Raw genomic sequence first — 22,289 nt, 5'->3', positions numbered from 1 at the left:
TGGCGACCAAATGTTCAATATTTATCCTTTTCTTTATCCCCCAAATAGGGTAGAATAAGTCTTAGATGAAAAGGGGATACATATGAATAAGAAAACATTACTGAAATTAGAATATAACAAAATCATTGATTTACTGACAGAACAGGCGTCTTCCTTCAGCGGAAAAGAACGCTGTCGAAGATTAAAACCCAAGACCAACCTTGCAGAGATCACGCTCATGCAGGAGGAAACAGCAGCTGCATTTACCAGAATCGTCAAAAAGGGACGCCCTTCTTTCGGCGGATCGAATCCGGTAGGTGAATCCTTAAAACGACTGGAGATCGGCGCCGCTCTTGGAAGCGGCGAACTTCTTCGCATCTGCAAACTCTTAGAGACCGCAGGGCGTGCCAAAGCTTATGGACGCCATGAGAATAATGATGATTCTTCTGATTGTCTGGATCCATTATTTGATCAGTTGGAACCTCTGACCTTGCTAACCACAGAAATCCGCCGATGCATCCTGGAAGAAGATGAGATCAGCGACGATGCCAGCAGCACCCTAAAACAGATCCGACGTTCTATGAATCAGATTAACGACAAGGTTCACAGTACCTTATCCTCCCTGGTGAATGGAGCTTTACGTACCTATCTGCAGGATCCGATTATCACCATGCGCGGCGATCGGTACTGTATTCCTGTCAAAGCGGAATACAGAAGCCAGGTGTCCGGACTGATTCACGACCAGTCCGCCACTGGTTCTACTTTATTTATTGAACCAATGGCTGTCGTAAAACTAAATAACGATTTAAAGGAACTTTATGCAAAAGAACAGGAAGAAATTCAAATCATCCTTGCCAGATTAAGCGCCGACACTGCGGATTACGTTGATGCCATTCGCACCGACTACCAGATTATGACCGATCTGGACTTCATTTTTGCCCGGGGCTCTCTGGCTCTTAACATGAATGCATCCAAACCGATCCTTAATACAGAGGGACGAATCCATATACGAGAAGGGCGCCATCCGCTTCTTGATAAGCGTAAGGTCGTACCGATTACACTGACACTGGGCGACACGTTTGACCTTCTCATCGTAACCGGACCGAACACAGGCGGAAAGACGGTCTCCCTGAAAACAGTGGGACTCTTTACACTGATGGGACAGGCCGGGCTTCACATTCCGGCATTGGATCGCTCTGAACTTGCCGTATTTGAAAATGTATATGCCGATATCGGAGACGAACAAAGTATTGAGCAAAGTCTTAGTACCTTTTCTTCGCATATGACGAATATCGTTTCTTTCTTAAAGCACGTAGATGAGCGCTCTTTGGTTCTCTTTGACGAACTGGGCGCCGGAACCGATCCAACCGAAGGCGCAGCTCTTGCCATCGCTATCTTAAGCCACCTTCATCAAAAGGGCATCCGGACGATGGCAACCACCCACTACAGTGAATTAAAAGTTTACGCACTGTCTACACCGGGTGTAGAAAATGCCTGCTGCGAGTTCGATTTGGAAACACTGGCTCCAACCTACCATCTGTTGATCGGAATCCCTGGAAAGAGTAATGCATTTGCAATTGCAGGTAAATTAGGACTTCCAGATTATATTATTGAAGACGCCAAAACACACCTGACCGAGCAGGATGAATCCTTTGAAGATCTCTTGACAGATCTGGAAACCAGCAAGCGAACCATCCAGAAGGAACAGGAAGAAATCGCTTCTTATAAGCGGGAACTGGAGCGGCTGAAAGCAGAAGCCCGCCAGAAACAAGAAAAACTAGAAGCTCAGAAAGAACGGATTCTAAAAGAGGCAAATGAAAAAGCACATGCCATTTTAGCCGATGCAAAAGAAACAGCCGACGAAACCATGCGCAATTTCCACAAGTTCGGAAAGGCTAATATTTCCGCAGCCGAAATGGAAAAGGAACGAGAGAAACTGCGCCAGAAAATGGCAGCCACAGCCTCCAAAAGCCAACTTGGCGATACCAAACCACACCGCCAGCATAAGCCCGGTGATTTCAAATTGGGAGAATCTGTAAAAGTTCTCAGCATGAATTTGACGGGAACGGTCACTTCCCTTCCCGACTCCCGCGGAAATGTTACCGTACAAATGGGAATCTTACGTTCTCAGGTTCATATTTCCGACCTGGAGATCATCGAAGAAGCGCCGTCTTACAGCGCCAAACAGATGAAACGCACCAGCAAAGGCAAAATGCGCATGGGCAAATCCTTCTCCGTAAGCCCGGAGATCAACCTGCTTGGCAAAACAGTGGACGAAGCCATTGCAGAGCTTGACAAATATCTGGATGACGCTTACCTGGCACATTTAAGCAGTGTCCGCGTCGTTCACGGAAAAGGCACCGGCGCTCTGCGCTCAGGAATCCACACCTACCTACGCCGCCAAAAGCATGTGAAATCTTTCCGGCTTGGCGCATTTGGAGAAGGCGATGCCGGTGTAACCATCGTAGAATTCAAATAAGGATGCTGACATGAAAAGGAGACTCAACCATGGTAAATAAACAGAAAATATTAATCGTAGACGATGATGAAAACATCGCAGAACTTATCTCTCTCTATCTGGCGAAAGAATGTTTCGATACCATGATGGTTCACGACGGCGAGAAAGCATTGATCGCCTACGATACCTATCATCCGAATCTGATTCTTTTGGACCTGATGCTTCCCGGAATCGACGGCTACCAGGTCTGCCGCGAACTTCGTTCCCGGTCCAACGTGCCGATTATCATGCTGTCCGCCAAGGGCGAAGTCTTTGATAAGGTACTGGGACTGGAACTCGGCGCCGACGACTATATGATGAAACCCTTTGATTCCAAGGAACTTATTGCCAGAGTCAAGGCCGTCCTTCGTCGTTACCAGGCAGCTCCAAAGCCAGAAGAGCTTTCCGCTGACAGGGGCAAATGCGTGGAATACCCAGGCATCGTAATTAATCTGACCAATTATTCCGTCCTTGTTGACGGTCACACCGTAGATATGCCGCCAAAGGAACTGGAGCTTTTATACTTCTTAGCTTCTTCTCCCAATCAGGTCTTTACCAGAGAGCAGCTTCTTGATCAAATCTGGGGATACGAATACATCGGGGACACCCGGACAGTAGATGTTCACATCAAACGTCTGCGTGAGAAAATCAAGGATCACCCTTCCTGGAGCCTTAGTACCGTCTGGGGAATCGGTTACAAATTTGAGGTCAAATAAAAGGAGTTCCCATGAGAAGTACACTTTATCTCAAGTTTATTATTATGTATATTATCTTCGGCTTTCTGGGGATTTTCACAGTCGCCACATTGGGCAGCGGTCTGACGGAAGGACCGCTGATTGATTCTGTTGCCTCCAGTATTTATAAGGAGACCACCCGTGTTGCAAATGACTATCTGCCGGGATATTTTTCCAAAAAGATTTCCGCAGGCGACGTCCATATGCAGCTTTCCGGAATCGAAAGACAGCTTGATGCCGCCGTCTGGTTTGTAGATAAAGACGGGCAAATGCTGTTTTCCCCACAGGCGGATGGTTACCCCTTAGCCCCAAACGAAATTTCTGATTTCAATCCGGCTGAAAGCGGAGGAAAGCAATACCAGATCAGCGATTATCACGGCAGTTTTTCCAAAGATGTTATCACCGTCATCGCTCCCGTCGTCTGCGGCTATTCCCCAGACGGCTACCTGATGATTCACAAGTACGTCTCCGATATCGGCCATATTCAGGATATTATGATGCGCGCAGCTTATGTTTCTCTGCTCGTCATCTATATTCTGTCTTTCTTAATCCTGCTGGGCTTTCACTTTTTCGTATATCAGCCGCTGTCAAGGATTACCGAAGCTGCAACCCAATACGCTTCCGGCAACCTGGCGTATGAGATCCCGGTAAATTCCGAAGATGAGATTGGCTATCTTTCCGCCTCTCTCAATTACATGTCTTCACAGCTGAGGGATATGAAGGATTATCAGAAAAAATTCGTGGCAAATGTCTCCCATGATTTCCGCTCTCCCCTTACATCCATTAAGGGCTACGTAGAAGCTATGACAGACGGAACCATTCCACCGGAGCTACACGAAAAATACTTAAAAATCATTTTATTTGAGACAGAGCGCCTGACTGATCTGACGCAGGATCTATTGTCCTTAAATGAATTTGATACCAAGACACTGCTTCTGAACAAAGAAATCTTCGACATTCACGAAGTAATCAAACGTACCGCCGCCGCTTTTGAAGGCCGGTGTACACAGAAAAAAATCACAATTGAACTGCTATTTGCATCCAAATACCTCTATGTAACCGCTGACAAGCACAAAATCCAGCAAGTGCTACACAACCTTCTGGACAACGCGGTGAAATTCAGCGATGCGGGTTCGAACATCACCATCGAGACCACGGATCGGGGTGATAAGATTTACACCTCCGTTAAAGACTACGGAATTGGAATTCCTCGAAGCGCACTGACCAAGATCTGGGAACGCTTCTATAAGACGGATCTGTCCCGCGGAAAGGACAAGAAAGGAACCGGACTTGGCCTTGCCATTGTAAAAGAGATTATCCAGGCGCACGGTGAAAATATCAATGTAGTCAGCACAGAGGGCGTAGGAACCGAATTTATCTTCTCCCTTCCCAAAGGGACAAATTCAAATTAACATAATCGCTCAAAAAAGCAGTCTATATAAAAATAGTGGATGGTATTTAACCCACCCACTATTTTTATATATCACTTAACAATTCAAACCTGTCCTAATACAAGACTTTCTTAACCGCTTCATCCTTCATATTCTTCTTGGTTACCCAGGTATATCCCGTATCCACTACTGCTTCATTTCCAAGATTTAATGCCGCTCTCGCAGAAGCCACCACAGAAGCATATCCCATACCAAATGGATTCTGAACAATCAGGCCATCTACCTGTCCTTCTTTCAGGGCTTTCTTCATCTCGGTATCGATGTCATATCCGACTACAGAAATCTCATCTCCTTCTGCCCGTTCCACTCCGGCAAGTCCCAATTTCAGCGCATCGATATTGGTTCCAAATATGCCCTTCAAATTCGGATGCTTTACAAAAATATAGTCTACCACCTGTTCCTCTGTCAGCTCTTCCGGCAAAACCGTTTCTTTCCCAGCCAAAGCCGCATCCTCAGGCTGATAAGTTCCTGCATTCATCTCTGCTGCCACTACATCCTGCCAGCTGCTTAAATCATCCATATGATAGGCATCCACAATCGTAATGCCTGGGTGATTCGCCGCGATCTCCTCTTTAAATGCCGCTTCACGGATCTGCGCTGCCTTCGACTTCGTATCCTGTGCAAAGATTACAACTTCTCCTTCTTCCTTCATTTCCTCCGCAAGACGTGCTGCCGCTTCCCTGGCAGATGCATCGTTATCCGTAGAAACCGTCGCCATCAGTCCCTGATAATCACTTCCCGAATCATATGCCACCACCGGAATTCCACTTTCTGCCGCCAGATCAAACTGCACCTCACAGGCAGATGCATCGGAAACGGAAATCGCAAGCGCCACCGGATAGCGCGCCAGTTCCTCATCTAAAATATTGACCTGATCATCAATATCATCCGTCTCTGACGGTCCGCTATAAGTGATCTTAATTTTCTTCTTTCCTTCATATCCCAGAAGCTGATTCAGATCAGCCACTGCCTGCTCCGCACCTTTTTTTACTTCTTCCCAGTACGCACCACCGTCGCCCTTCCCGATAATAGATAGATACGATCCCGGCTCCAGGTTCAAATCATCGACATTATTATAGGCAGATGGCTGAATCAGATTCAGCTTACCCTGATATTCTTTTTCTTTCGGCTGTTCCTTCTCTGCTTCTGACGTCTGCTGTGCTCCGGCATCTTTTCCGGCAGTTCCTTCGTCCGAATCAGAAGCTGCACAGGCCGTGGACAGCAATGACACGCATAACATAGCCACTATGATACTTTTCCTTCTTTTCATCCTATCCTACACTCCTCTTATCTATCCTTCATACATCATTTTCAAGCCTTTTCTACATCATCAACCACTATACACCAAAACAGTGAAAAATTGTTGATTTTTTTCTTAATTTTTAGGAAAATTGTATTTTACTGCATACCTCCCGGAAATTTATCCTCTTTCTCTTGTATAATTGCCCCTTTTGTATTATGATATGGGTAGATTAAACAAAAAGGAGGGTACCTACTATGGCACACGTAATTAGTGATGAATGTGTAAGCTGCGGATCTTGCGAAGCTGAATGCCCAGTTGGAGCTATTTCTCAGGGAGCAGATCATTATGAGATCGATGCTGACGCTTGTGTAGATTGTGGAGCATGTGCTGCTCAGTGTCCAACAGGAGCAATCTCTCAGGGCTAATACATATCGAGAATAATCCAAGTAACAAAAGACATTGTATATCACCAAGTGATATGCAGTGTCTTTTTCTTTTTTAATTTTCTGTATCCTCGACGGGTTCTGACGGATTCTTACACTCCGTCTATGTTATGATATCCTTACCCAACGGGACAAGTATAGATAAGGGGGTATCGACATGGGTAATCACGCGTTGGAACAATTAAGACGTGAGACAAAAGATGATGCCAGACTTTTCGGATGTATCCGGGAACTGTACGAACAGGGAGTACCATTTGCCGAGTTAAAGGCATTGATTCCCGACATCAGACGAACCAGAGAGCAGCTTTACATAAAGCGAATGCTGGAGAATAACAACGAAGTTCTGCTCTCTATGATCAGCAAGGAAATGTCTTTCCTGCTGGACGCAAAAGAACGCCAGGAAGAAGAGGAATTCAAAAAACTGGACCAGCTGATCCGTCAGCAGCAATCCTATCGGAAAGCCGCTTCGGAAACCGGTCCAGTTCAGAAATTAAAACATTTATTCCTGCCTGCTTAGGTTGGCGAACTTTGTATACTCGCCAAGCCAAGCCAGATGAACGGTCCCTACAGGACCGTTTCTTTGTTTTGCAATAATAATTTCAGCCTGCTTTTTATACTCTGAATCTTTATTATAATACTCATCTCGGTAAATGAACATTACCACGTCGGCGTCCTGCTCGATGGCTCCGGACTCTCGAAGGTCTGAGAGCATCGGCCGCTTATCCGGTCTTGATTCCACCGCACGGCTTAGCTGGGACAGTGCAACCACAGGCACATTCAGCTCTCTGGCCAGTCCTTTTAAAGAACGGGAAATTTCTGAAATCTCCTGCTGTCTTGACTCGGAACTCTTTCCTACACTTCCCGTCATCAACTGCAAGTAGTCGATAATAATAATATCAAGCCCGTGTTCCAGCTTGTACTTTCTGCACTTAGAACGAAGTTCTGATACCGAGATACCCGGAGTATCATCGATAATCATCTTCGATTTGCCGATAATGCCAGCTCCTTCAATCAACTTTTCCCAGTCGGAATCCTTCATGTTACCGGTACGAAGCGCCTGCGCATCCACCTGGGATTCCAGGGAGAACAGTCGGTTCACCAACTGTTCCTTTGACATCTCCAAACTGAAAATCGCAACGCATTTATCTTTCTTAAATGCCATATACTGTGCAATATTTAAGACAAAGGCAGTCTTTCCCATAGACGGACGAGCTGCAACCAGAACCAGATCCGAAGGCTGCAGACCGGATAATTTATAGTCCAGATCGATAAAGCCCGTCGGAATTCCCGTTACCGTTCCCTTGCTCTTAGATGCCTTTTCAATCTTCTCAAGCGCATTTAATACCACCTGCTTAATGGGTACGTATTCTCCCGTATTTCGCCGCTGGAGCAAATCAAATACGGATTTTTCTGTCTTTTCAAGCACTGCTTCCAGTGATTCCTTCCCCGCATAGCAGGTATTGGCAATTTCCTCATTTAACTTAATCAAACGGCGCATCATCGCTTTATCGGCGACAATCTCCGCATAATATTTCACATTGGCAGATGTTGGCACTGCCGTCACCAAATCTCTGACAAATTCAAGGCTTGCAATCTCCGCCGGAACATCCTTCTCTTTCAGACGCTCCTGAAGCGTAATCAGATCCACCGGCTTTCCTTCATTGAACAGCTCCACCATGGAATCAAAGATTACCCCATATGCGCTTTGGTAGAAGTCCTGGCCACTGACAATCTCTGACGCCGTCGTAATCGCATCCTTATCCATCAGCATCGCGCCGACAACCGACTGCTCGGCCTCTACGCTGTGGGGCATTACTCTCTTAATCAGAGACTCTTCCATGCTCTGTCCTTCCATTCGCTCTCCTCCTAAGCTTCCTCGGATACAACCACCTTCAGATCAGCAGTTACCTTTGGATGTAATTTTACCGGAACGGTGTGCGTTCCAAGCGTTTTGATGGCGTCTTTTAACTGCACCTTCTTCTTATCAATCTCCAGACCCAACTGCGCCTTTACCTCTGCTGCAATTTCTTTGGAAGAAACGGAGCCAAATGCCTTTCCGCCTTCGCCGGTCTTAATGGATACTTCGATCTTTCCTGCTTCCAACTTACGCCCCAATTCCTGCGCCGCCTCATACTGCTCCTGCGCAATCTTATCATCGTTCGCCTTCTGAAGCTTTAAATCATTTAAGTTCTTACTGTTTGCTTCTATGCCCTTTTTCTTCTTTAAAATAAAATTTCTTGCATATCCGTCACTTACGTCTACAATTTCTCCCTTTTTTCCAAGAGACTTTACGTCCTCTGTCAATATTACCTTCATCTAGATGTCTCCTCCTTCTATCATATCATCAATTACTTTTTTCAATGCGGCAACGGCCTCATTCATGTTAGTATGTTCAAACTGCGCTCCTGAAGCATTCATATGTCCGCCGCCGCCCAGTTTCTCCATCATTACCTGTACATTGACTTCATCAATGGAACGGGCGCTGACATAGATTCTTCCATTATATTCTGTCAATACAAAAGATGCCTTAATCTGGCTGATATCCAAAAGCTCATTGGCCGCCTGCGCCCCGATAATGGTCGGACTTTCAATATGCAGATCCACGCCTTTTGCAATGGCAAAAATCTCATGGTATACTTCTGCACTGCTGATAATCTCCGCCTTGGCCTGGTAGGACTCCATATCATCCCGGAACATCTTGCGCACCAGCGTAATATCTGCGCCTGCTCTTCTAAGGAACGCCGCCGCTTCAAAGGTTCGTACACCGGTACGATTTACAAAGTTATTCGTATCGATCATAATACCTGCGTACATACTGCTGGCTTCCAGCTTCGGAATCTTAATATCGTCTACGATATACTGCAGAATCTCTGACACCATCTCACAGGTGGATGAAGCATATGGTTCCACATAAGACAACAATGCGCTCTCAATCTTATCGTTGCTCTGTCTGTGGTGATCCAGAACCACCACCGTATCCGTCTTCGCCAACAGTTCCTCACATTCCGTCATCTGTGGGCGGTTGGTATCTACGACCACTACCATAGAGTTCGTATCTGCCATATCCAATGCCTGAGACGAACGAAGGAACATATCTTTCGGATAGCTATCATCCTTTTCGTAGCACTCATACAACGGCCGCAGCGATGCAGACACTTCATTGATTACAATATAAGCCCTCTTCTCCATGGCTTGTGCCGCCCGGCAGATTCCAATGGCTGCACCAAATGCATCCACATCTGTCAGCTTATGTCCCATCACAAAGATCTTATCTTTCAGCGTGATGAATTCTCGCAAAGCCTCCGCCTTTACGCGCGCCTTTACACGGGTATTCTTAGATGTCTGTTCCCGCTTTCCTCCGTAATAAGTAATTCCGTGCGCATCTTTGATTACCGCCTGGTCACCGCCTCTGGCCAGCGCCTGGTCAATGGCCACACGAGCGTAATTGTAGCTTTGGGCATAGGCGTCGTTTCCAAGTCCAAGCCCGATACTTAAGGTCGCCGGAATTCCATTTCCGATATTAACGCCCTTTACATCGTCCAGCAGAGAAAACTTATCCTCCTCCAGCTGCTTGAAGTATTTCTTCTTAAACACAACGAAATACTTGTCGTTCTCCATCTTCTTGACAATTCCATCCACCTTGGCAATATATTTATTGATTTTACGGTCTACCAATGCAATCAACAAAGACTGGCGTACCTCTTCCACACTGTCAATCACTTCATCGTAATTGTCAATATAGATAAGCCCTGCTACGAGGCGCTGCTCTTCCGTCGCCTTAATATACTGGTTCAGCTCTGTCACATCTTCCAGATAAACTGCAACGAAGAATTCTTTCTCCTCCGGGATCTGCAAAAGATGCTCCGTCTTACTGAAGCCTTCTACGGATACTCTACGAAGGGTTGCACGGTACTCTCGCTCCCCATAATAGACGTCCATGTGAACAACATCGTCCATCTCTTTCGGGAAAATGCTGCGATTCAGTTCCGGCATATATTTACTGATGTAGGGATCTCCCTTTGCCTTTGTGTGCAGAATTTGTTCAAATTCTTTATTCATCCAGACAGCTTTTCCATCATCTAAAAGAATCGCATATGGAATCGATAGCTCTTTTAAAAGCACGTTCTGGACAACCCCATACTGAGCTGCAAATTCCACCAAATCCTTCATTACAATAGACTTGGTATAGAAATACATCATCCCCACCATCACGACATAGATCAGCACAAAAATAAACAGAATCGTTCCGGCTTTTTGGTTCATTCGATAAATTCCAAGATTAATTCCAATCAACAGGATTGCCATCACAGCCGGAAACTGCATGTACAATTTCAGCTGTCCGGTCAAATGCACCTTTTCTTTCTCTCTCATTGCTTTTTCCTCAACCATCCATATTACACTGGCAGCTGACTGCCGTGCATTGCATATCTAATAGTTATCATATTCTATATAGTATAACACCATTTAGTTGAAAATGCGAGTAAAAAGAACGGTTCCGTATGTATTCTCGCACCTTCCATTTTGCACAAAAAGACCACTGCACAAAACGCAGTGGCCTTTCTATTCAACATTTCAGATCTCACACGCCGAGTATACTTCTACTTCGCATAGCCGTTTGGATTCTGAGACTGCCATCTCCACGTGTCCGCACACATCTCGTCCAGACCTCTCTTTGCTTCCCAGCCAAGAACCTCTTTGGCTTTCTTTGGATCTGCATAACACATTGCGATATCTCCTGCGCGGCGAGGTTTAATCTCATATGGAATCTCTTTTCCGCATGCTTTGGAGAATGCTTTCACCATATCGAGTACAGAGTAACCTACACCCGTTCCAAGGTTGATTACATCCAGTCCCGGATTGGTCAAAATGTAATCGATTGCCTTTACATGTCCGATTGCCAGGTCTACAACGTGAATATAATCACGAACTCCGGTTCCATCCGGTGTATCGTAATCATCTCCGAATACGCCAAGCTTCTCAAGCTTACCAACTGCCACCTGAGAGATATATGGCATCAGGTTGTTCGGAATTCCCTTTGGATCCTCTCCGATCCGTCCGCTCTCGTGAGCTCCAACCGGATTGAAGTAACGAAGCAGTACAACGTTCCAGTCTGATTTTGCTTTCTGAACGTCAGACATAATCTGCTCCATCATAGATTTGGTCCATCCATATGGATTGGTACACTCGCCCTTCGGGCATTCCTCTGTAATCGGAATAATCTCCGGACTTCCATAAACAGTTGCGGAAGAACTAAATACAATATTCTTCACTCCCATTCTGTCCATCACGCCCATTAATGTCAATGTTCCTGTAATATTATTGTGATAGTATTCCAGCGGTTTCTGTACAGACTCCCCAACAGCCTTTAAAGCTGCACAATGAATGACTGCATCAATCTTCTCCGCCTCAAACATGGCCTCTAATGCTTTCTCATCCAATACATCTCCCTCGTAGAAGGTTACCTGTTTCCCCGTCAGTTCCTCTACTCTTTTAATGGATTCTTCAGATGAATTATACAGGTTATCGTATACAACAACCTCGTATCCTTCATTTAACAGCTCCAACGCCGTGTGGCTTCCAATGTAGCCTGCTCCTCCAGTGATCAATACCTTCGCCATGACTTTTGCCTCCTGTTTTGTTACACTTCATTGTTACTATACTTGTTCACTATTTCCTGCATAGTATACCATTTCTTCTCCATATCTTCAACCAGTTTAAACTGTGTCCGACATCTGTCCAGATTATGTCCTTCTCTGTGAACCTTAAAATACGTATCTCCCTGAAGATAATCGGTCAGGAAACGCATTCCACATTCAAAGGTCATCGTCTTTGCTCCCATCGGCATCAACTCAATCTCTCTCTTCGTCAGTTTTCCATCGCAGCCTTCAATAAATCCCTTTGCATATAGATCAAACAGTTCCATACTACAGGAAACCTTACTAAGATCCATCTCATCTTCCGCCGCGGTGCTTGCACCGAAGCGGATAGAATCCCCGAAATCGTTCATTGCAAGTCCCGGCATCACCGTATCAAGGTCAATGACACAGATCCCTTTGCCGGTCTCATTATCAATCATAATATTATTAAGCTTCGTATCATTATGGGTAACACGCAGCGGAATCTCTCCCTTTTCCAGAAGATCGCCGAAATAATTTGCCACGTCTTCATGCTCCAGCACAAACTGAATCTCCTTCTCTACAGACGCAGCCCGTCCCATCACATCTTCCTCTACCACTTTCTTAAATGTGGCAAATCTTGCTTTCGTATCGTGAAATCCTGCAATGGTCTCGTGAAGGGTCTCTGCCGGATAATCTGCCAGCATACACTGAAAATGTCCAAATGCCACTGCACTCTGATAAAAATGCTCCGGCTTTTCAACCTTGTCATAGCTGGTTGCATCTGTAATAAATTTGTAAGAGCGCCAGTAATCCCCGGCTTCATCCACATAATAATCTTTTCCGTCCACAGTTGGAATCACATTAAGTGTCTCCCGATCCGGATCTCCGCCGTCGTCAATAATCTTCTTACGAAGGTAGGAGGTGACTCCGACGATATTTTCCATCAACCCCACCGGATCCGAGAACACTTCATTGTTCATTCTCTGCAGGATTACATTACGTTTTCCTTTGCCTTCCACATCAAACGTCAGAAGAAAGGTGTCGTTAATATGACCGCTTCCATAAGGCCCCTCTGATGTCAGAACTCCTTCATACTGAAAATGTGCAATTGCCTCTTCTTTCTGCTTCTGTGTTACCTGAATCATCTATTTTTCCTCCCAAAGATGTACCGGATACAGTCCTTCCTCTTTCATCCGCTTAATCGCAGCTACGACTACCGGTTTGTCCTCTTTATACGTCACACCATACCACTTATCTGCTGATTTCAGCACTGCAACGGTTGCACGGTCTTCCCCCAGAAGATCGCTGACAACTGTCGGCAGAAAATATTCACATTTCATCGGATTGCTCTGAAGTCCTTCCTCAAGGAATGCCGGGAAGCCTTCTTTGATTTCCGTCAAAATACTCTTTGTAAATCCCCACATATTCATAGACACCGTCGCATCTGCCGGTACAGACGTCCATGTCTCTCCATCATCTTCTGTAAACGCGATTCCTCCATCACGTTTCTCGATTCTGGTTCTTTCATGGATTGCCACCAGCTCTCCGTTCTCATTCATATCACAGATACCACGTGCTACATGTCCATTATCTGTCACCGTATTTCCAAGATGATATCCCACCATGGTATAACGATATTTCTCGTCATCCTCGTGAGATGCCAGATAATCATAGATCAGTTTAAATGCCTCCTGACCATAATAGTCATCAGCATTGATCACCGCAAACGGACCGTCAATCTGATCAATACAGCTTAATACCGCATGCGCCGTCCCCCACGGCTTCACACGTCCTTCCGGTACTTCATATCCTTCCGGAATATTTGCAAGCTCCTGGAATGCATAAGATACATCCATATATTTTGCCATACGGTCGCCCACTGCCTCTTTAAAGTTCTCTTCATTTTCTTTCTTAATAATAAAGATAACTTTTTCAAATCCTGCTCTTCTTGCATCGTACATGGAGAAGTCCATAATAATATGCCCTTCCTCATCAACCGGATCAATCTGCTTTAATCCTCCATAACGGCTTCCCATTCCTGCAGCCATAATCACTAATACTGGTTTATTCATCGCTCTACCTCCAAGTTCTGCTTCTCTGATACTATTTTATAAGCGCTGTTATCCCTTGATACCGCCTGTTACACCACCGATAATCTTCTCTGACAGGAAGAGGTACAGGATAAATGTCGGCAGGAATACAATGACTACCGCCGCGAACAGACCGGACCAGTTTCCTGTGTATTGCATGGACTGAATCATTCCATAAAGGCCTACCGCAACCGGGCGAAGCTGATCGCTGTTTGCAAAGATCAGGGATAAGAAATATTCATTCCAGATATTAATAAAGTTGAAGATGGTTACTGTTACAATTCCGGACTGCGCCATCGGGAACATAATCTTCCAGAAGGTCTTCGTCGGAGGACATCCGTCAATCGCCGCTGCCTCTTCATATGTTCTCGACAAATTCGCGAAGAAGGTTAAAAGGAAGATCGTCGTATACGGAATATTGATACCAATATACAAGAAGATTAATGTCACCTTACTTGCAAATAAGTCATTTAAGATTCCCATATTGGCAACCAGACAGAACAGCGGAAGCACAATCATGGTAATCGGCACACCCATGGCAGATACAAAGCTGGTCTGAATCAGTTTATTTCCAAGGAATGTATATCTTGCCAGCACGTAAGCTGCCGGTGCACAGATCAAAATCAATGCCACACAGGAAATCACAGAATACAACAGAGAATTCATAAAGAAGGTAGCAACACCTCCGGATCCCCAGGCTGCGATATAGTTATCAAAATGAATACCGGAAGCGAATTTTAACACTTCGCCGGCAAAAATCTCCTTCGTTGTAGACAAGCTGGCTGCCACAATCCATCCAAGCAGCACGAGTGTAAATATTACCCATGCAATGATGATAATATATCCAGGAGCAAGGCGCGCTTCTTTTTTCCAGTTGATTTTATCTTTTACTTTTTTCTCTTTTTCTTTAGCCATCTTTACTCCTCCTTCCTAGAATTCCAAATCATCATCTTTGATGAATGCGTTACAAATCGTAAATACAAGTACAACACACAGACACAGAATAATACCGATTGCAGCTGCGTATCCCGCATTACGATCCGTCACCGCATTACCAGCTCCGAAAATCTGCAGATACATGTACTGTACCGGTACGATCGTTGCCTTATTTGCCGTTACGGATGAGAACAGCTGTGACCATACGAAGAATGCAGACGTGGTTACCGTCCACATCGTAATATTCGTCTTAAATACTCCCTTCAGAAGAGGAAGCGTCATATAACGGAACTGCTGAAGTTTGTTTGCTCCGTCAATGGTAGCCGCCTCATAGAAGTCCGGGCTGATTCTCTCAATTCCGCTCATCCAGATCAGCATGTGATAACCTACCATACCAAAGCAGTACGCAATTAAGAGCGCTTTGAATGAGTTCTCCGGCGCAAGCCACTGCATCTCGGCCAGCTTATCTGCTCCGATCAGCTGGAAGAACTTTGCAAAAAGTCCATAATCCGGCGCGAATACATACTGTCTCCACATGGTTGCAAGCGCTACCGCACTGACAATGTTCGGAAGATAAATCACTGCACGGAAGAATTTCTTTCCGCGGATTCCACTTGTTAAGATCACTCCAAACAGCAGAGATAACGCCATAACAATGATGCCGCCAATCAGCCAGATCTTCAGAATATTTTTCATCGCCAATACAAAAATTTGTGTTTTGAACAATTTCGTATAGTTATCGATTCCCACAAATTCCCAGTATTCAAAAGCATCCGTAACACTTTCGATATTAAAAAAGCTCATGATCACCGTTCTGACAATCGGATACAAAAACACGATCAGGAAGATGATCACTGCCGGCGCCAGGAACCCAACTATCATTCCTTTGTTTTTCTTCATCGGTTTTCCCCCTTTGATAAACTTTGTTACTTAAAAAATATGGTGGCAGCGCTTTACGCTTATGCCACCATATTTTTAAATTTCACTCTTCACTTAATTCAAGTGTAATTTTTCCAGATTATTCACCGCAGATGCCTGCACAATCTTTTACAAGCTCTTCTGCTGTCATATCGCCAACCATTAACTTAACAAATCCTTCCTGCATAGCAGATGTTAAGTCAGCATTGTTCTCAGCGCCTACTGCCCAGTCATAATAAGTAGTTGTAGAATCAAATCCTGGTTTTACTTCTGTAAGTTCTGTCGGCCATGCATCTGCATTCGCTTTGTCTGTTGGGATACACAGAGCTTCCTCTGTCATCTTCTTGTCGAACTCACCTGTTGTAATGTAGGTAATCAGTTCCATAGCTTCTTTAGATTTCTTAGAATCTTTATTGATTGCGAATACCTGATTTGCAATGTTGTTAGCTTCAGCTCCATCTACTCCGCCTTCTACTGCTGGGTAGTTGAAGTATCCCCACTCAAGATCATCTGCTACCATGCCTTTGATCTCGTTTGGCAGCCAAGAACCACAGATGATGATTGCTGCATCTCCAGGTGCGAACTCTTTGTTCTGTCCGTCTGGATATACATTAGAAGCCATCTTGTCAGAGAAATATCCCTTAGATGCGAAGTCTTCATAGTCTTTTAATGCTTTCAGAACTCTCTCATCATCCCAGTTTACATCTTCTACATCACCAGCTTCTACCTTTTCCATAATTGCCGGATCGTTAACCAAAGCTTTCACTCCATCCTGTCCAAGGTAACGTCCTAAGTGATATCCAAGTGTAGATGTCTGATATGTAGTATCGCCAGTGATTGGTGTAATACCAGCATCAACTAACTTCTGGCATGCTGCATCAAGCTCTGCCCATGTTGTTGGAACTGCTTCAATACCAGCTTCTTTGAATAATGTCTTATTGTAGAAGAATCCAAAGATAGATGGCTGATAAGGAATGGATTTCAGTGTTCCGCCGCCTGCTGTACGAGCAATCTTGAACAAAGTCTCGTTTCCATGCTCTTTCTCATAATCTGCAGCCACATCCTCCAAATCCATTAAGTATTTTCCCCAAGATCCGTTTACACGGTTTACATCTTCATCAAATAAGTCGATGTTCTGTTTTGCCTGAAGTGCTGGCTCCAGACCTTCACGCTGTCCGTTACGTCCCTTGAACTGAACGTCAACTTCCACGCCTGTATCTTTTGTATACTTCTCAATGGCTTCCTTGATTACCTTAGCCTGTGGTTCTTCCTCTGACCACATAGACCAATATACAAGTTTGTCTCCGCCTTTGTCGCCGCCTTCTCCTTTACCGCCGCAGCCCACTGCAAGACCAGCTACCATAGCTGCACAAAGAAGAACACTTACGATTTTCTTTTTCATAACACTTTACCTCCTAATAAAGTTTATTTGGTTGATACCCCTATTGTAGTATAATCTCCATCAAAAATCTTTATCTTATCTTCTTCATAATTTGCACAATTCGCATTTATCCTTTGATTTTTGCTCAAAAACAGGCTATAATACATGATAGAGCCTTGTAATATTAACCAAAAAGAAGGCATTTTTTTCTACATATAATCCAGCAGAGGAGATTTCACTATGGGATATGACGGAATTATACTCCATAATTCAATAAATATTGGCAAAATTTACAGTATTCACTATTTTGAATATATGAACGACTTTTCTTTTGAAGGCGAATCCCACAATTTCTGGGAATTCATCTGCGTAGATAAAGGAGAGGTGGGCGTAACCGCAGGCAATTCTTTCACCATTTTAAAAAGGTGGGACATTGCTTTTCATCAGCCCAACGAATTTCATAATGTGCAGGCAGTAAGCGGCATCGCCCCTAATTTGGTTGTCATTTCATTCCAGTGCGCCGATGATGCCATGCGTTTTTTCAAAAAAAAGATCTTACAAATTGATGAAGCAGAGCGCAATCTTCTGGCTGACATTATAATAGAAGCAAGACGGTGCTTCGACTGCCGCCTGGATGATCCATATCTCCAAAATATGCCGATGAAAGAGCCAGATCTCTTTGGCGCAGAGCAGATGATTCATCTGCTTCTGACGCAGTTCATCATTCACTTGATCCGAAGATACTCTACACCGCTTATGCTTCACAAGCGCCTTCCCCGGCTCGAATCCATTAAGGCAACCAAAAGCAGAAGCGACACAGATGTATTCAACCGCATCGTAGGTTACTTAGAAGAGAAGCTCAATACCCGCGTTACCATTGAACAGATCTGCCACGACAATCTAATCGGCCGATCTCAACTTCAAAAAATTTTCAAAGAACAGTGCAACATGGGAATTATCGAGTATTTTTCCTTAATGAAAATCAATGCTGCAAAAGAATTGATGAGAACCAATCAGATGAACTTTACTCAAATTTCGGAACATCTGGGTTATACTTCCATTCATTATTTTTCCCGCCAGTTCAAAAAAGTCACAGGCATGACTCCTTCCGAGTATGCTTCGTCTATAAAAGCAATGGCTGATGGGAGCTTTTAAGCTTCCACCAGCCATTGCTATTTTTCTTCTAGATTTTCTTCGGAACTTTAGAAAGCGCTGCCTCGTCTGCCACAATTGTCACATTTCTGTGCAGCTGCAGAATGGACGCCGGAACCTCTGGTGTCACCGGACCGAAGAACGCCTTTGCCACAATCTCCGCTTTGTCTTCTCCGCTTACTACCACCAGGATCTGTTTCGCCTGCATAATCGTACCGATTCCCATCGTATACGCCTGTCTTGGCACTTCATCTGCAGATGCAAAAAATCTCTTATTTGCTTCAATGGTACTCTCCTGAAGATCCACACAATGTGTTGTCTTCGGGAACTCTGCTGCCGGCTCATTGAATCCGATGTGACCATTGTGTCCCAGTCCCAGAAGCTGCAGATCTGTTCCGCCAAGGGACTCTACAAGCGCCTCATAAGCTTCACACTCTGCCTTCGCATCCTCTTTGGTTCCATCTGGAAGATGGGTATTCTCCGGGTTAATGTTTACTTTATCGAATAAATTTTCATGCATAAAGTAGTAGTAGCTCTGATCATTCGTTCTTGGAAGTCCCTTGTACTCGTCTAAGTTCACGGTCTTCACCTCTGAGAAATCAAGATCTCCCTTCTCATACCATTCCACCAGCTGCTTGTATGCGCCGATCGGTGTCGAGCCGGTTGCTAAGCCAAGCACACAGTCTGGTTTTGTTATAATCTGTGCAGAAATAATGTTTGCTGCCTTTCTGCTCATATCATTGTAATCTCTTGTCTTCAGAATCTTCATTGATTCATTCCTCCTCATGGCGTCTCCGCCTTATTTTCGTCCTTCCACAATCTCTGCTTCCGCAAAATATTCCGGCACATGAAAACTTGGAATCTTCGTCGGAATCAGCGCATACGCTGCATAATGTTCCACAGCTGCCGTCTCGGACAATTTATAAAAGTTGCAGAAAAATGTGCTGCCAACTCCCAGGGAAAGCGAGCCATAGACTTCTTCCAGCGCCGTAATCGGCGCCCGAAGTGAAACACTCCACTTCCCTTCCTCCATCAAAGCCGTACATTCAAACGCTCTCCTCGTTTCCTTCCCAAAGCGAGTTCGGTAAGTCCGCTCTGTTCCGTACTCCGCAATCAGCGCACCATTGGCATTTGCCTCAAAATTAAGATAGGTAGGCTTCGGCAGCCGTTCTTTGCCCGATTCAAACAAGAAAAACGCTTCCATCGCGCTATCCTGATAAACCGGATCCTGGTCTTTCGTATACGTACGAAGAGGATCTGCCTCTTCACAGATCATTTTCAAATAAAAGCCATCATTCGGCACGAACCCAAGATATCCATAAGTCTTCGGAATCTTCTTTGTTCCCCAAAGCAAGTTATCCACCTGAAACGGGGTCACCTCTTCTAATTCCTCCCGACTCCTGATTGTTTCTACTTTTATAGACGCTGCCATCATAATCTCCCTTTCTCTTTTGACTCCATGACACTGCAACCTTTCTTAATTATAATACTACCAAATCCCCCAACCAAAAACAAGGTTGTCCAAAATTATTTACGAAAATCAAATGTATTTTACAATGTACAAAAAAAGTCGACAATTGTGCTATTGAAATCCTATTCATTATCCCCTATACTTTTGTTAGTCATATTACCGCAGCCCACAGACGGCTGTCAGAAGACAAGGAGGAAAATTATGTCAAAGACAAAAGGACGGGTTACATTACCAAGTGAATCTAACTTTTTAGAAGAAACAAAGGAGATGCTTGACCGTTGGGGCGCCGATGCTCTGCGTGACAGTGACGGAACCAAACTGGACGACGACATCAAGTCTTTAGACGCCAAAATATATACGACTTATTTCGTTGCAAGGGGACACAACGAATTTGCTAAGCAGCACATGGACGAATGCCAGCAAATGCTTTTAATGTCCAAGCACAATCTGGCCACCGGCGACACGCTCTCCATCGACTTTCTGGATGGATATTACCGCGAGCAGGTTGTTGCCGACTACGTTCACGATCCAAAAAAATGGTGGGAAATCATCGACCGCACCACAGGAGGTGTCGTACCTGCTTCTGACTGGGAAGTAGATCAGGAAAATGATCTGGTTACCATTAAGAACGCAAAACCATTCCACGAATATACAGTATCCTTCTTCGTGTATGCGATCTGGGATCCAACACAGATGTATAACCACATCACCAATGACTGGGGCGATAAGCCGCATGAAATTCCTTTTGATGTGCGCCAGCCTAATTCCGGTGCCTTCGCAAAGGACTACCTGAAACAGTGGCTGATCGATAACCCATCTACCGACGTGGTTCGTTTCACTACATTTTTCTATCATTTTACTTTGGTATTCAACGCAGATGCCAAAGAAAAATTTGTAGACTGGTTCGGATACGGCGCAACGGTTTCCATTAAAGCACTGGAAGAATTTGAAGAAGAATACGGTTATGCATTAAGACCAGAGGACATTGTGGACAACGGCTATTACAACTCCACCTTCCGCGTACCGACCAAAGCATATCGCGACTATATGGATTTCATCCAAAGATTCGTTGCCACAAAAGCAAAAGAGCTGGTAGACTTGACCCACGAGGCCGGAAGAGAAGCGATGATGTTCTTAGGTGACAACTGGATCGGAACCGAACCATATGGGCCATATTTTGAAAGCATTGGTTTGGACGCTGTCGTTGGAAGCGTAGGTGGCGGTGCGACCTTACGTCTCATCTCCGACATTCCTGGCGTAAAATATACCGAAGGACGCTTCCTTCCATACTTCTTCCCGGATACTTTCTATGAAGGAAACGATCCTTGCATCGAAGCCGTGGATAACTGGCTCAGCGCAAGACGTGCACTGATGAGAAATCCGGTAGACCGGATCGGTTACGGCGGATACTTAAGCCTCGCTTATAAATTCCCGAAATTCGTGGATTATATCGAAAAGGTTACCGATGAATTCCGCCTGATTTACGATAATGTAAAGGGAAAGAAACCTTACTGCGGACTGAAAGTTGGCATCTTAAACTCCTGGGGCAAGATCCGCTCCTGGCAGCCGTACATGGTTGCTCACGCGCTGTGGTACAAACAGACTTACTCCTACTTTGGTATTCTAGAATCTCTAAGCGGTGCGGCTGTTGACGTACAATTCTTAAGCTTTGATGATATCCGGGAAAATGGAGTTCCTGCCGACATCGATGTCATCATCAATGCCGGTGACGCCGGAACCGCATTCTCCGGCGGCGAAGAGTGGCTGGATGAAAAACTCACCACCACAATTCGTGAATGGGTATATAACGGCGGCGGTTTCCTGGGCGTTGGCGATCCAACCGCAGTTCACCACGGCGGCCGTTTCTTCCAGCTTGCTGATATTATGGGTGTGGACAAGGAACTTGGCTTCACATTGTCTACCGACAAATACTTTAAGACAGCTTTAGACGCTCATTTTATTACCGAAGATCGGATCTCCGACTTTGATTTTGGCGAAAGCAAGCACGACATTTATGCTCTGAGCGCTAATACTGAAATTATCGAATACTCTAACAACGAAGTACATATGGCATCCAACCGCTATGGCAAAGGACGCGGCGTTTACATCTCCGGTCTTCCTTACAGTTACGAGAACACTCGCCTCCTGATGCGTGCAATGTTCTACGCAGCAGGAAAAGAAGACCAGTACCACATCTGGTATGCCGATAACTTAAATTGCGAAGTAAATGCATATCCAGAGAGTGGAAAATATGCAATCTTAAATAACTCAAATGAAACACAGACCACAAACTTCTACGATGGCGACGGAAATTGCGAAAGCATTACGCTGGAACCTTGCGAAATTTTGTGGCGGTAATACGTCAACGGGGACGGA

At 44.9% G+C, this 22,289-nt stretch carries 19 protein-coding genes; 7 read left to right on the top strand and 12 right to left on the bottom strand.

All coding sequences use genetic code 11. From position 1 onward, the window contains the following. Window positions 1-82 precede the first annotated feature (82 nt). The 3 genes from C0979_RS10265 to C0979_RS10255 are packed head-to-tail and all read left to right on the top strand — an operon-like array spanning window position 83 to window position 4,622. On the top strand, window positions 83-2,458 hold the full coding sequence (locus C0979_RS10265) for an endonuclease MutS2 (RefSeq protein ID WP_101695897.1): 2,376 nt from the start codon (window positions 83-85) through the stop codon (window positions 2,456-2,458). 29 nt (window positions 2,459-2,487) lie between these two features. Then, window positions 2,488-3,192: a response regulator gene (locus tag C0979_RS10260; RefSeq protein ID WP_101695896.1), complete on the top strand. Its 705-nt coding sequence runs from the start codon at window positions 2,488-2,490 to the stop codon at window positions 3,190-3,192. 11 nt (window positions 3,193-3,203) lie between these two features. Next, window positions 3,204-4,622: a sensor histidine kinase gene (locus C0979_RS10255; protein WP_101695895.1), complete on the top strand. Its 1,419-nt coding sequence runs from the start codon at window positions 3,204-3,206 to the stop codon at window positions 4,620-4,622. 94 nt (window positions 4,623-4,716) lie between these two features. On the opposite strand, the gene C0979_RS10250 is transcribed toward C0979_RS10255, so the two are convergent. After that, window positions 4,717-5,931, bottom strand: coding sequence for a substrate-binding domain-containing protein (locus C0979_RS10250; RefSeq protein ID WP_101695894.1), 1,215 nt, complete (start codon window positions 5,929-5,931; stop codon window positions 4,717-4,719). Between the two features lie 227 nt (window positions 5,932-6,158). Here C0979_RS10250 and C0979_RS10245 point away from each other — a divergent pair, with 227 nt between their 5' ends. Further along, window positions 6,159-6,329 carry a 4Fe-4S ferredoxin gene (locus C0979_RS10245; RefSeq protein WP_101695893.1) on the top strand — a complete coding sequence of 57 codons (171 nt, stop codon included), beginning with the start codon at window positions 6,159-6,161 and terminating at the stop codon, window positions 6,327-6,329. A 175-nt stretch (window positions 6,330-6,504) separates the two neighbouring features. Further along, window positions 6,505-6,864: a hypothetical protein gene (locus tag C0979_RS10240; RefSeq protein ID WP_101695892.1), complete on the top strand. Its 360-nt coding sequence runs from the start codon at window positions 6,505-6,507 to the stop codon at window positions 6,862-6,864. Here C0979_RS10240 and dnaB read toward each other — a convergent pair. From dnaB to C0979_RS10195, 9 genes are all read right to left on the bottom strand, one after another. Continuing rightward, the gene (dnaB, locus tag C0979_RS10235; RefSeq protein WP_101696014.1) at window positions 6,847-8,187 is read right to left on the bottom strand and encodes a replicative DNA helicase; all 1,341 of its coding nucleotides are present in this window, start codon (window positions 8,185-8,187) and stop codon (window positions 6,847-6,849) included. The genes C0979_RS10240 and dnaB overlap by 18 nt on opposite strands. Before the next feature lie 26 nt (window positions 8,188-8,213). Further along, window positions 8,214-8,663, bottom strand: coding sequence for a 50S ribosomal protein L9 (gene rplI / locus C0979_RS10230; RefSeq protein ID WP_101695891.1), 450 nt, complete (start codon window positions 8,661-8,663; stop codon window positions 8,214-8,216). Then, window positions 8,664-10,718, bottom strand: a complete 2,055-nt coding sequence (locus C0979_RS10225; RefSeq protein WP_173814940.1) for a DHH family phosphoesterase — start codon at window positions 10,716-10,718, stop codon at window positions 8,664-8,666. A 227-nt stretch (window positions 10,719-10,945) separates the two neighbouring features. Further along, the gene (galE, locus tag C0979_RS10220; protein ID WP_101695889.1) at window positions 10,946-11,965 is read right to left on the bottom strand and encodes a UDP-glucose 4-epimerase GalE; all 1,020 of its coding nucleotides are present in this window, start codon (window positions 11,963-11,965) and stop codon (window positions 10,946-10,948) included. Between the two features lie 20 nt (window positions 11,966-11,985). Beyond that, entirely contained in the window at window positions 11,986-13,110 is a 1,125-nt protein-coding gene (locus tag C0979_RS10215) for a phosphotransferase enzyme family protein (RefSeq protein ID WP_101695888.1), read from the bottom strand. After that, window positions 13,111-14,037, bottom strand: a complete 927-nt coding sequence (locus C0979_RS10210) for a nucleotidyltransferase family protein (RefSeq protein WP_101695887.1) — start codon at window positions 14,035-14,037, stop codon at window positions 13,111-13,113. Between the two features lie 48 nt (window positions 14,038-14,085). Continuing rightward, window positions 14,086-14,970, bottom strand: coding sequence for a carbohydrate ABC transporter permease (locus C0979_RS10205; RefSeq protein ID WP_101695886.1), 885 nt, complete (start codon window positions 14,968-14,970; stop codon window positions 14,086-14,088). A 15-nt stretch (window positions 14,971-14,985) separates the two neighbouring features. Next, on the bottom strand, window positions 14,986-15,891 hold the full coding sequence (locus C0979_RS10200; RefSeq protein WP_101695885.1) for a carbohydrate ABC transporter permease: 906 nt from the start codon (window positions 15,889-15,891) through the stop codon (window positions 14,986-14,988). A gap of 118 nt (window positions 15,892-16,009) precedes the next feature. After that, window positions 16,010-17,311 (bottom strand): ABC transporter substrate-binding protein, encoded by a 1,302-nt coding sequence (locus C0979_RS10195; protein ID WP_101695884.1) that lies wholly within the window; start codon window positions 17,309-17,311, stop codon window positions 16,010-16,012. 219 nt (window positions 17,312-17,530) lie between these two features. Between C0979_RS10195 and C0979_RS10190 the strand changes: the two genes are divergently transcribed. Further along, window positions 17,531-18,445: a helix-turn-helix domain-containing protein gene (locus tag C0979_RS10190; protein WP_101695883.1), complete on the top strand. Its 915-nt coding sequence runs from the start codon at window positions 17,531-17,533 to the stop codon at window positions 18,443-18,445. Window positions 18,446-18,473: 28 nt separating this feature from the next. Here C0979_RS10190 and nagB read toward each other — a convergent pair whose 3' ends face one another. Together nagB and C0979_RS10180 are read right to left on the bottom strand one after the other, a co-directional pair. Continuing rightward, complete coding sequence (nagB, locus tag C0979_RS10185) at window positions 18,474-19,211, bottom strand: glucosamine-6-phosphate deaminase (RefSeq protein WP_101695882.1); 738 nt, start codon at window positions 19,209-19,211, stop codon at window positions 18,474-18,476. Between the two features lie 30 nt (window positions 19,212-19,241). Then, on the bottom strand, window positions 19,242-19,874 hold the full coding sequence (locus C0979_RS10180; RefSeq protein ID WP_200816262.1) for a carbohydrate-binding family 9-like protein: 633 nt from the start codon (window positions 19,872-19,874) through the stop codon (window positions 19,242-19,244). Window positions 19,875-20,114: 240 nt separating this feature from the next. On the opposite strand from C0979_RS10180, the gene gnpA reads away from it, so the two are divergent. Then, window positions 20,115-22,271 (top strand): 1,3-beta-galactosyl-N-acetylhexosamine phosphorylase, encoded by a 2,157-nt coding sequence (gnpA, locus tag C0979_RS10175; protein ID WP_101695881.1) that lies wholly within the window; start codon window positions 20,115-20,117, stop codon window positions 22,269-22,271. The last annotated feature ends 18 nt before the right edge of the window (window positions 22,272-22,289 follow it).

It is taken from the genome of Dorea phocaeensis (assembly GCF_900240315.1).
GTDB lineage: Bacteria > Bacillota > Clostridia > Lachnospirales > Lachnospiraceae > Dorea_B > Dorea_B phocaeensis.
Note: the sequence above shows the minus strand (reverse complement) of the source record. Positions and strands in the feature narration are given on the sequence as shown.

Coding starts and splice junctions, on each gene's coding strand:
- C0979_RS10265 (WP_101695897.1), top strand. CDS start 83: ATGAATAAGAAAACATTACTGAAATTAGAATATAACAAAATCATTGAT.
- C0979_RS10260 (WP_101695896.1), top strand. CDS start 2,488: ATGGTAAATAAACAGAAAATATTAATCGTAGACGATGATGAAAACATC.
- C0979_RS10255 (WP_101695895.1), top strand. CDS start 3,204: ATGAGAAGTACACTTTATCTCAAGTTTATTATTATGTATATTATCTTC.
- C0979_RS10250 (WP_101695894.1), bottom strand. CDS start 5,931: ATGAAAAGAAGGAAAAGTATCATAGTGGCTATGTTATGCGTGTCATTG.
- C0979_RS10245 (WP_101695893.1), top strand. CDS start 6,159: ATGGCACACGTAATTAGTGATGAATGTGTAAGCTGCGGATCTTGCGAA.
- C0979_RS10240 (WP_101695892.1), top strand. CDS start 6,505: ATGGGTAATCACGCGTTGGAACAATTAAGACGTGAGACAAAAGATGAT.
- dnaB (WP_101696014.1), bottom strand. CDS start 8,187: ATGGAAGAGTCTCTGATTAAGAGAGTAATGCCCCACAGCGTAGAGGCC.
- rplI (WP_101695891.1), bottom strand. CDS start 8,663: ATGAAGGTAATATTGACAGAGGACGTAAAGTCTCTTGGAAAAAAGGGA.
- C0979_RS10225 (WP_173814940.1), bottom strand. CDS start 10,718: ATGAGAGAGAAAGAAAAGGTGCATTTGACCGGACAGCTGAAATTGTAC.
- galE (WP_101695889.1), bottom strand. CDS start 11,965: ATGGCGAAGGTATTGATCACTGGAGGAGCAGGCTACATTGGAAGCCAC.
- C0979_RS10215 (WP_101695888.1), bottom strand. CDS start 13,110: ATGATTCAGGTAACACAGAAGCAGAAAGAAGAGGCAATTGCACATTTT.
- C0979_RS10210 (WP_101695887.1), bottom strand. CDS start 14,037: ATGAATAAACCAGTATTAGTGATTATGGCTGCAGGAATGGGAAGCCGT.
- C0979_RS10205 (WP_101695886.1), bottom strand. CDS start 14,970: ATGGCTAAAGAAAAAGAGAAAAAAGTAAAAGATAAAATCAACTGGAAA.
- C0979_RS10200 (WP_101695885.1), bottom strand. CDS start 15,891: ATGAAGAAAAACAAAGGAATGATAGTTGGGTTCCTGGCGCCGGCAGTG.
- C0979_RS10195 (WP_101695884.1), bottom strand. CDS start 17,311: ATGAAAAAGAAAATCGTAAGTGTTCTTCTTTGTGCAGCTATGGTAGCT.
- C0979_RS10190 (WP_101695883.1), top strand. CDS start 17,531: ATGGGATATGACGGAATTATACTCCATAATTCAATAAATATTGGCAAA.
- nagB (WP_101695882.1), bottom strand. CDS start 19,211: ATGAAGATTCTGAAGACAAGAGATTACAATGATATGAGCAGAAAGGCA.
- C0979_RS10180 (WP_200816262.1), bottom strand. CDS start 19,874: ATGGCAGCGTCTATAAAAGTAGAAACAATCAGGAGTCGGGAGGAATTA.
- gnpA (WP_101695881.1), top strand. CDS start 20,115: ATGTCAAAGACAAAAGGACGGGTTACATTACCAAGTGAATCTAACTTT.